We start from the raw sequence: 9,474 nt of genomic DNA on the forward strand, positions 1-9,474 counted from the left end.
CGGCCCGCCGCAGCCGGCCAGGACGGCCGCCGCGGCGAGGCCGGCCGCTCCACCCAGCAGGCGGCGGCGGGAGAACCCGCCGCGCGCCGGTGTCGGGCTGATCATGAACGTGTCTCCTCGCAGAGGGCCCCGGTCGCGCCGGGGCCGCGGTCTCGGGCACATCACGTCGAGGGGCGCCGCACCTCCCCCCGGCCGACGGCGGCGATGGACCGGCCCGCGTGCTCGGGCTCGCCGGGCACGTGGAGGGCGTCGAGGGCCGCGGCGACGTCGTCGGGGAACGGCTCGGCACCGTCCGGGCCGACGTGCAGGCACATCAGCTCCTCGGTCGCCCGCAGGCGGCCGTCGACGTACAGCTCGTGCCACAGGCGCAGCCGCTTCGCGTCCCGGCCGAGGACCCGGGTCCGCACCTCCAGCGCCGCGTCCGGGCCGATCTCGCGCAGGTACCGGACGTGCGCCTCGACGGTGTACAGCGAGCGGCCGGTGGCCGCGCGGTACCCGGCGTCCATCCTGGTCCGGTCCATCAGCGCGGTCGTGGCGTCGCCGAACACGAGCACGTAGTACGGCTCGGACAGGTGGCCGTTGTAGTCGATCCACTCGGGACGGACGACGTCGTGGTGCACCGGCGGCGCGCTCACCGGGCGGTCCCCCGGGCCGCGGCGACCGCCCGGCGGACCGCGATCACGGCCCGGTCGCGCTCGGCGACAAGCTCTGCCATCGGCCGCCCACCGGCGGAGACCTCGGCGCCGGCGACCATGTCGTCGCGCAGCTGCGGAGTCAGCTCCGGGGCCTCCAGGCGCGTCCACGGCGCCTTCAGCGACGGTCCGAAGTGGTCCAGCATGTGCGCCATCCCGCCCTGGCCGCCGGCCAGGTGGAAGGTCAGGCAGGGTCCGTGCACCGGCCAGCGCAGCCCCGGGCCGTCGGTGATCGAGCGGTCGATCTCCTCGGGGGTGGCCTCGCCGGCGGCGACCATGTGCAGCGCCTCGCGCCAGATCGCCTCCTGCAGCCGGTTCGCGATGAAGCCGGGCAGCTCCCGCTCCATCTCGATCACCGACTTGCCGATGTGCCGGTAGAAGTCCGCGGCCCGCGACGCCGCCCAGGCCTCGGTCTTCTCGCCGCCGACGACCTCGACCAGCGGGATCAGGTACGGCGGGTTGAACGGGTGCCCGACGACGAGCCGGCCCGGCTCGGCCGCGGTGGTCGCCATGTCGGTCATCGGGAACCCCGAGGTCGACGACGCCACCACCACGTCCGGCCCGGCCGCCACGGCGGCGTCGGCCAGCTCGGCCAGCAGGGCGCGCTTGAGCTCCAGGTCCTCCGGGGCGCTCTCCTGCACGAAGTCCGCTCCCGCGACGGCCTCGGCCGCGGTCGGGTGCACCGACAACGCGTCCCGGTCGGCGCCCTCGGCCAGGCCCAGTTCGGTGAGCGCGGGCCAGGCGGCGTCGACCACCCGGCGCAGCTTCTCCCCGGCGTCCGGGGCGGGGTCCCAGGCCCGGACCCGCAGCCCGCGGGCCAGGAAGTACGCCGCCCAGCCGGCGCCGATCACCCCGGCGCCGATGCAGGCGACGGTCCGGATCTCCGTGACGGGACGCGGCTCAGGCACCGGTGCGCTCCTTCAGGCCGAGGATCTCCCGGGCGCGGTCCGGCGTCGCCACCGAGGCACCGAGGTTCTGCACGATCTCCACCGCCCGCTCGGTCAGCTGCTCGTTGGTCGCCTTCACCCCGCGCGAGAGGTAGAGGTTGTCCTCCAGCCCGACGCGGGCGTGCCCGCCGGCCAGCACCGACTGCGCCACCCACGGCAGCTGGTCGCGCCCGATCGCGAACGAGGCGAAGTTGGCGCCCTCGGGGAGCAGGTTCACCTCCGCGGCCAGCACGCCCGGGTCGGCCGGAGCGCCGTAGGGGATGCCCATGCACAGCTGGAACAGCGCCGGGGCGTCGATCAGGCCCTCCTCGACCAGCACGGTGGCGAACCACAGCTGGCCGGTGTCGAAGATCTCCAGCTCCGGCTTCACACCGAGCTCCTGGACCCGCCTGGCGCCGGTGCGCAGCATGTCCGGGGTGGAGATGTAGAGCTGGTTGCCCTCGCCGAAGTTGAGCGAGCCGCAGTCCAGCGTGCAGATGTCGGGCAGCAGCTCCTCGACGTGCGGGAGCCGCTCCAGGGCGTTGACCAGGTCGGTGCCGTCGATCGGCTTCAGCGGGTCCTCGGCGTCGATCACCAGGTCACCGCCCATACCCGCGGTCAGGTTCAGCACGACGTCGACGCCCGAGTCCCGGATCAGGGTCACGGTCTCGCGGTAGAGCTCCACCGCCCGCGACGGGCTGCCGGTCTCCGGGTCCCGCACGTGGATGTGCACCACGGCGGCGCCGGCCCGGGCCGCGGCGATCGCGTCCGAGGCGATCTGGGCCGGGGTGACGGGCACGTGCGGGCTGCGGCCCACCGTGTCCCCGGCCCCGGTCACCGCGCAGGTGATGATGACGTCACGGTTCATCCGTTCTCCGTTCGCTCCGTGCGTGCCGGTGCCGCGAGCACGGCCCGATCGATGAAGGCGGCGAGGTCCGCGCGCATCTGCGCGGCGGAGGTGCCGGGGGTACGCGCCATGACCTGGATGCCCAGGCCGTCGACCAGCGCGGTGAGCTGCCGGGCGGCGTCACCGGCGTCGGGGACGAAGACCCCGGCGGCGGCGCCCTCGGTGAGGGTCATGGCGACGGTGCGGAACCAGCGGTCGTAGGCGTCCCAGTACAGATCGCGCCGGGCCGGGTCGATCGCCGACTCCGCCCACACCTGGATCCAGATCGACCACTCGCGCTCCAGCAGCGCGCCGTCGGGGAGCTGGAGGTCGATCAGCCGCAGCAGCCGGTCGTGCGGGTCGGCGATCGTGTCGAGCTCGGCGACCTGGCGGTCGAAGGCGAGGCGCACGTTGTGCCGCAGCGCGGAGTCGAGCAGCTCCGAGCGGGTGGGGAAGTGGTAGTGGATCGCCGCCGGGCTGGTGCCCGCCGCCCGCGCGACGTCGGCGGTGCGGACCCGGTGGTATCCGTGGTCGGCGATCAGTTCCCAGGCCGCGTCGAGGATCCGGCCGCGGGTGCCGTGGGTCCCGCCGGGCTCGCGGCCCGGGTCGGGCTCGGCGGCCGCGGCGGCGGCCCCGGTGGGGACCGCGGTCCGGGCGCGGGCGCCGTCGCGGCCGTGCAGCAGCCGGGCCACGGTCTCGCCGGTGACGTCGGCGATGCGGACGAGTTCGTCGGCGGCGAAACGGCGGCGCCCGGCGAGCGACTTGGACAGCTTGGTCTCCTCCAGCCCGACCGCGGCGGCGAACCGGCGCTGGGTCCAGCCGTCCCGCTGCAGCAGGGCGCGCACCCGCCCGGCCACCGCGTCCTCGGCGGTCCGGGGGGTACAGGGGTCGGTCACCGGGCGACCGTAGGCTGCGACTTGCGATGAGCGCAAGCATCGAATCGGATCGTTCGAGCACACGAGGTGTTTCCCGGAGGTTTCCGGTGCGTCGACCAGTTCGCGGGGGCTGCTCTCGGAAGCGCTTGCGTCGGACGGTGTGGGCGGTAGGGTCGGCCTCTCATCCGACGGCGCGGAGGGGCGCCGGGGACGTGGCGAGGGGGACCATGCGTTCGCTGGACGAGACCGGGATCTGGACCGACGGGATCGAGGGCGTGGAGGTCCCCGGCTACGACCGGGCCACCGTCGGCCGCGGGATCGTCCACATCGGCGTCGGCGGTTTCCACCGCGCGCACCTCGCGATGTACGTCGACGCGCTGCTCGCCTCGGGCGGGGCACCGGGGTGGGGGATCTGCGGGGTCGGTGTGCTCGCCGCCGACGACCGGATGCGCGACGTGCTCGCCGCCCAGGACGGGCTGTACACACTCGTGCTCAAGGAGGCCGACGGGACGCTGACGCCCCGGGTCGTCGGGTCGCTCGTCGACTACCTCTACGCCCCCGACGACCCCGAGGCCGTCATCGAGCGGATCGCGCACCCCGACACCCGGATCGTCTCGCTGACGATCACCGAGGGCGGCTACGCGATCGACCAGAAGACCGGCGAGTTCGACCCGGACTTCCCCGGCATCCGCGCCGACCTCGACGCGATGGCCGCCGGCTCCGCCCCGACCGGGGCGTTCGGGCTGGTCGTCGAGGCGCTGGCGCGCCGCCGGGAGCGCGGCACCGGCCCGCTCACGGTCATGAGCTGCGACAACATGCAGGGCAACGGCGACGTCGCCCGCCGAGTGTTCACCGGCGTCGCCCAGCTCCGTGACGCCGAGCTGGGCGCCTGGGTCGCGGAGTCGGTCACCTTCCCGAACTCGATGGTCGACCGGATCACCCCGGCCACCGCCGACACCGACCGCGAGGCCCTCGCCGGGCGCTTCGGGCTGCGCGACGGCTGGCCGGTCGTGTGCGAGCCGTTCACCCAGTGGGTGCTCGAGGACCACTTCGCCGCGGGCCGCCCGGAGTTCGAGCGGGTCGGGGTCCAGGTCGTCGACGACGTCGTCCCCTACGAGTTCATGAAGCTGCGCCTGCTCAACGCCACCCACCAGGCGCTGGGCTACCTCGGCTACCTCGCCGGGCACCGCTACGTGCACGAGGTCGCCCAGGACCCGACGTTCGCGGCGTTCCTGCGCGGCTACATGGACGACGAGGCCACACCGACGCTGCGCCCGGTGCCCGGCATCGACCTCGACGCGTACAAGGACACCCTGCTGGAACGCTTCGCGAACCCGGGCGTCGCCGACACCCTGATGCGGATCAACTACGGCAGCTCCGACCGGATCTCGATCTTCCTCCTGCCGGTGGTGCGCGAGCAGCTCGCCGCGGGCGGGCCGGTCGAGCGGGCCGCGGCCGTCGTCGCCGGATGGTGCCGCTACGCCGAGGGCGCCGACGAGCAGGGGCGGGAGATCCCCCAGCAGGACCGCCTGGCGGAGGAGATGACCGCGCTCGCGCGGGCCGAGCGGGACACCCCGGGGTCGTTCCTGTCCCACCGCGGGGTGTTCGGCGACCTCGGCTCCGACGAGCGGTTCGCCGGAGCGTTCCGGTCGGCGCTGGAGTCGCTGTGGTCCCGCGGCGCCGCGGCGACCGTCGCCGACCTCGCGTGACCGGCAGGGGGAACCGATGAGTTCCCCACACGTCTGCGGTCGTAGCCGATGACCCCTCGCCTCGACCCCGGGAGACCACAGTGGGCACGATCGACGTGCACGAGTTCATCAGCCTCGACGGGGTCGTCTCCGACCCGTCCTGGACGGCGGAGTACGGCTTCACCGACGCGATGGGGGAGGCGATCGGCCGGCTGACCGACGCGGCGATCCTGCTCGGCCGGAACACCTACGAGATGTTCCACCCGGCATGGTCGGCCCGCGGGCACGACGTCGAGTCCGGCGGCGCGTTCTTCAACGGCGCGCCCAAGCACGTCGTCACCTCCACCCTGGCCGACCCGTTGGAGTGGGAGAACTCCCGGGTGCTCGGCCCGTACGACCCGGCGCGGATCCGGCAGCTCAAGGACGCGACCGACGGCGGCATCTACGTCTCCGGGAGCGTCACCCTGGTCCGTGCGCTGCTCGCCGACGGCCTGGTCGACACGCTCAACCTGTTCGTCTACCCGGTGTCGCTCGGGGCCGGGCTGCGGCTGTTCGCCGAGGGCGCGCGGGTGCCGCTGCGGCTGCGCGAGTCCGAGGCCTACGAGAACGGCGTGGTCCGGCTGACCTACGGTCCGCCGCTCACCTGAGTCCGAGCGCGCTCAGTCCGGCAGGGCCGCGAAAGCCTCCCGGGCGGCCGCCAGCACGTCGCCGTAGACCCGGCGGGCCGGCGGGCCCGCCGGGTCGGCCAGCCAGCCGGCGACGGCGACCTGCATCACCGCCATCGCACCGGCCGCGGCGAGCCGGTGGTTCCTCGCGGGGGTGTCGGCGCCGTCGCGCTCGGCGAGCGCCTGCGCGACGGTCTGCTCCACGGTCCGCCCGACGTGGGCGATCCGCGGGTGCAGCTCGGGGTGGGCGCGCAGCAGCTCCATCTGCCCGTGCCAGGTCGGGCTGGTCGTCAGTGCCACGGTGACCTCGGCGAGCACCGCCGTCGCCGCCCCGAGCGGGGAGACCTCGGTCCGGGCGCGGACCTCGGCGGCGAGCTCGTCGAGGGAGGCGGTGTCCCAGTCGAAGAGCACCGCGTCCTTCGACGGGAAGTGGTTGAAGAACGTGCGCGGCGCGAGGTCGACGTCGGCGCAGATCTCCTCGACGGTGAACGCGTCCGGGCCCTGGGTGCGCGCGCGTTCCAGGGCCGCTGCGCGCAGCGCCTGGCGGGTCCGCACCTTCTTACGCTCCCGCAGCCCGTGGCAGTGCGCCTCCTGGTCGGTCAGCATCTCGCCGATCATGCCCGTCCCACCTCTCCCGCCGGTCCCGGCGCGGCTCGCACCCTCGAAACGTGCGGGGAGTGCAGTCGTGCAGTCACTGCAGTGTGCTCGTACATTCGTGAGCACCGCAAACTATTGCATGACGCAAACCCGGACGGAGGACGCGTGTCACAGGAGAAGGCGCGGGAACCGGAGCGGCCGCCGCGCCGGCGCCGGGGGACCCGGTCAGCCGTGCGCCAGCAGCGCTGCCCCGATGATCCCGGCCTCGTTGAGCAGCCCGGCCGGGACGAGCTCGGTGCGGGTCCGCACGTAGGGCGACCACTTCTCGAACTTCTTGCTCACCCCGCCGCCGACCACGATCAGGTCCGGCCACAGCAGGTTCTCGACGTGGGTGAAGTAGCGCTGCAGCCGCCCGCCCCACTCCTCCCAGTCCAGGTCCTCGCGCTCGCGGGCGGAGTCCGCGGCGCGTGACTCGGCGTCGAACCCGTCGATCTCTAGGTGCCCGAACTCGGTGTTGGGCACCAGCTTCCCGTGGTTGACCAGCGCCGACCCGATGCCGGTCCCGAGGGTCACGACGAGCACGAGCCCGTGATGGTGGTCGGCGGCCGCGCCGAACTCGGCCTCGGCGACGCCGGCGGCGTCGGCGTCGTTGACCAGCAGCGCGTCCCGGCCGGTGACCCGGCGCAGGACCGCGGCGGCGTCGCAGTCGATCCAGGCCCGGTCCACGTTGGCCGCGGTGCGGGTCACGCCGTGCTGGACGACGGCCGGGAACGTGCAGCCGAAGGAGTCCCGCCAGTCGAACTCGTCGAGGATCTGCGTGACGGTCTCGGCGACCGCCTCCGGGGTGGACGGCTGCGGCGTCGGGATCCGCACCCGGTCCGCGGCCAGCCGGCCCTTGTGCAGGTCCACCGGGGCGCCCTTGATGCCGGAGCCGCCGATGTCGATACCGAACCCGAGTGCGTGCGTGCTGCTCACGCCCCCGATCCTTCCAGGGCCGCCGCGACCACGCCGCGCGCCTCGTCCTGGACGCGCGTCAGGTGCTCCGGCCCTCGGAAGCTCTCGGCGTAGACCTTGTACACGTCCTCGGTGCCCGACGGGCGGGCGGCGAACCACCCGGCGTCGGTGACGACCTTCAGCCCGCCGATCGCGGCGTCGTTGCCCGGGGCGCGGGTGAGCTTCGCGGTGATCGCGTCCCCGGCGAGCTCGGTGGCGGTGACGGCGTCGGCGTCCAGCTTCGACAGCGCCGCCTTGTCCTCCCGGGAACAGGCGACGTCGGTGCGGGCGTAGGCGGGGGCGCCGAACCGCTCGGTGAGCCGGGCGTAGTGCTCGCTGGGGGTCGACCCGGTGACCGCGGTGATCTCCGAGGCCAGCAGGGCGAGCAGCAGGCCGTCCTTGTCGGTGCTCCAGGGCGAGCCGTCGCGGCGCAGGAACGACGCGCCCGCGCTCTCCTCGCCGCCGAAGCCGATCTCCCCCGAGCGCAGGCCGGGAACGAACCACTTGAACCCGACGGGCACCTCGACCAGCCTGCGGCCGAGGTCACCGGCGACCCGGTCGATCATCGACGAGCTGACCGCGGTCTTGCCGATCCCGGCGGCCGCCGGCCAGCCGGGGCGGTGGGCGAACAGGTAACCGATCGCGACGGCGAGGTAGTGGTTCGGGTTCATCAGGCCGCCGTCGGCGGTGACGATGCCGTGCCGGTCGGCGTCGGCGTCGTTGCCGGTGGCGATGGTGAAGGGGGCCGGGTCGGCCTCCATCCGGGCGCGCAGCGACGCCATCGCGTACGGCGAGCTGCAGTCCATCCGGATCTTCCCGTCCCAGTCCAGGGTCATGAACCCGAAGGCCGGGTCGACGTCGGGGTTCACCACGGTCAGGTCCAGGCCCCAGCGCTGCGCGATCACGCCCCAGTAGTCGACCGAGGCCCCGCCGAGCGGGTCCGCGCCGATGGTGACGCCGGCGTCGCGGACCGCGGCCATGTCGAGCACCTGGTCGAGCTGGTCGACGTAGGTGCCGAGGTAGTCGTAGCGGTGCGCGGCGGCGGCGTCGAACCGGGCGCGGCGCACCTCCGTGAGCCCGCTCTCGAGCAGCTGGTTGGCCCGGTCGGCGATCCAGGACGTCGCCTCGGTGCCGGCGGGGCCGCCGTCCGGCGGGTTGTACTTGAAGCCACCGTCGGCGGGCGGGTTGTGCGACGGGGTGACGACCACGCCGTCGGCGAGGTGCCGGACGTCGCGCCCGGCGTTGGTCACGAGGATCGCGTGCGAGATCGCCGGGGTCGGGGTCAGCCCGTCCCGGGAGTCGACGACGACGTCGACGCCGTTGGCGGCGAACACCTCGGCCGCGGTGCGCCAGGCCGGCTCGGACAGCGCGTGGCTGTCGCGCCCGAGGAACAGCGGGCCGTCGGTGCCCTGCGCGGCCCGGTACTCGACGATCGCCTGGCTGGTGGCGGCGATGTGGTCGTCGTTGAAGGTCGCGGTGAACGCCGACCCGCGGTGCCCCGACGTGCCGAACGCGACCCGTTGCACGTCGACCGACGGGTCGGGGTGGGTCGCGGCGTACGCGGCCAGCAGCGCGTCGACGTCGACGAGGTCCTCGGGGCGGGCCGGGGTCCCGGCGCGCTCGTGCACGGTCATGCCGCGATCCTTCCTCCTCGCCGCGGCCCACGCCACCGCCTACCGTTCCGCGGTGTGCGGATCGCGTCGTTGCTCCCTGCCGGGACCGAGATCGCCGGGCGGCTCGGCCTGGCCGCCGACCTGGTCGGCGTCACCTTCGAGTGCGACGACCCGGTGGGCGTCCGGGACCGGGTGCCGGTGGTCGTCGGCTCCGCGCTGCCGCCCGCCGCGTCGCCGGGGGAGATCGACGCCGTCGTCCGCGAGCGGGCCGCGGCCGGGCTGCCGCTCTACGAGGTCCACCGCGCCCGGCTCGGCGCCGCCGACCCGGAGCTGATCCTCACCCAGGACCTGTGCGCGGTGTGCGCGCTGCCCGGCTCGACCGTCGCGCAGGTGCAGGAGGAGCTGGGGACCCGGGCCCGGGTGCTGTCGCTGGACCCGCACCGGCTGGCCGACGTGCTCGACGCGGTGACCGCGGTCGGCGCCGCGGCCGGGGTGCCGGACCGGGCCGCCGCGCTGGTCGCGGGCCTGTCGGCGCGCCT

At 74.3% G+C, this 9,474-nt stretch carries 9 protein-coding genes and 1 pseudogene; 3 read left to right on the plus strand and 7 right to left on the minus strand.

All coding sequences use genetic code 11. The features are described from left to right. Positions 1-161 precede the first annotated feature (161 nt). Genes NH602_RS23890 through NH602_RS23905 form a run of 4 tightly spaced genes read right to left on the minus strand, consistent with a single transcriptional unit; the run spans position 162 to position 3,400 of the window. On the minus strand, positions 162-635 hold the full coding sequence (locus NH602_RS23890; protein WP_253068963.1) for a thioesterase family protein: 474 nt from the start codon (positions 633-635) through the stop codon (positions 162-164). Continuing rightward, a complete protein-coding gene (locus NH602_RS23895) occupies positions 632-1,600 on the minus strand; it encodes a 3-hydroxyacyl-CoA dehydrogenase NAD-binding domain-containing protein (RefSeq protein ID WP_179759907.1) in 969 nt (322 codons plus the stop codon). Before NH602_RS23895 ends, NH602_RS23890 begins: the two co-directional genes overlap by 4 nt. Beyond that, entirely contained in the window at positions 1,593-2,486 is an 894-nt protein-coding gene (locus NH602_RS23900) for a 3-keto-5-aminohexanoate cleavage protein (RefSeq protein ID WP_073574948.1), read from the minus strand. The genes NH602_RS23895 and NH602_RS23900 overlap by 8 nt, the downstream gene beginning before the upstream one ends. Next, entirely contained in the window at positions 2,483-3,400 is a 918-nt protein-coding gene (locus NH602_RS23905; RefSeq protein ID WP_073574947.1) for a TetR/AcrR family transcriptional regulator, read from the minus strand. Before NH602_RS23905 ends, NH602_RS23900 begins: the two co-directional genes overlap by 4 nt. 206 nt (positions 3,401-3,606) lie before the next feature. Here NH602_RS23905 and NH602_RS23910 point away from each other — a divergent pair, with 206 nt between their 5' ends. Together NH602_RS23910 and NH602_RS23915 are read left to right on the plus strand one after the other, a co-directional pair. Next, positions 3,607-5,088 (plus strand): mannitol dehydrogenase family protein, encoded by a 1,482-nt coding sequence (locus NH602_RS23910; protein WP_179759906.1) that lies wholly within the window; start codon positions 3,607-3,609, stop codon positions 5,086-5,088. An 80-nt stretch (positions 5,089-5,168) separates the two neighbouring features. Then, on the plus strand, positions 5,169-5,714 hold the full coding sequence (locus NH602_RS23915) for a dihydrofolate reductase family protein (RefSeq protein WP_062402989.1): 546 nt from the start codon (positions 5,169-5,171) through the stop codon (positions 5,712-5,714). A gap of 12 nt (positions 5,715-5,726) precedes the next feature. Here NH602_RS23915 and NH602_RS23920 read toward each other — a convergent pair whose 3' ends face one another. The 3 genes from NH602_RS23920 to pgm form a co-directional block, all read right to left on the minus strand. Continuing rightward, positions 5,727-6,350, minus strand: a complete 624-nt coding sequence (locus NH602_RS23920) for a TetR/AcrR family transcriptional regulator (protein WP_179759905.1) — start codon at positions 6,348-6,350, stop codon at positions 5,727-5,729. Between the two features lie 204 nt (positions 6,351-6,554). Then, positions 6,555-7,304: a polyphosphate--glucose phosphotransferase gene (ppgK, locus tag NH602_RS23925; protein ID WP_179759904.1), complete on the minus strand. Its 750-nt coding sequence runs from the start codon at positions 7,302-7,304 to the stop codon at positions 6,555-6,557. Next, on the minus strand, positions 7,301-8,956 hold the full coding sequence (gene pgm, locus NH602_RS23930) for a phosphoglucomutase (alpha-D-glucose-1,6-bisphosphate-dependent) (protein WP_073574943.1): 1,656 nt from the start codon (positions 8,954-8,956) through the stop codon (positions 7,301-7,303). The genes ppgK and pgm overlap by 4 nt, the downstream gene beginning before the upstream one ends. Before the next feature lie 54 nt (positions 8,957-9,010). On the opposite strand from pgm, the pseudogene NH602_RS23935 reads away from it, so the two are divergent. After that, positions 9,011-9,474: pseudogene (locus NH602_RS23935) on the plus strand (cobalamin-binding protein); the annotation flags it as partial.

The organism is Pseudonocardia sp. McavD-2-B (assembly GCF_024124365.1).
Lineage (GTDB): Bacteria > Actinomycetota > Actinomycetes > Mycobacteriales > Pseudonocardiaceae > Pseudonocardia > Pseudonocardia alni.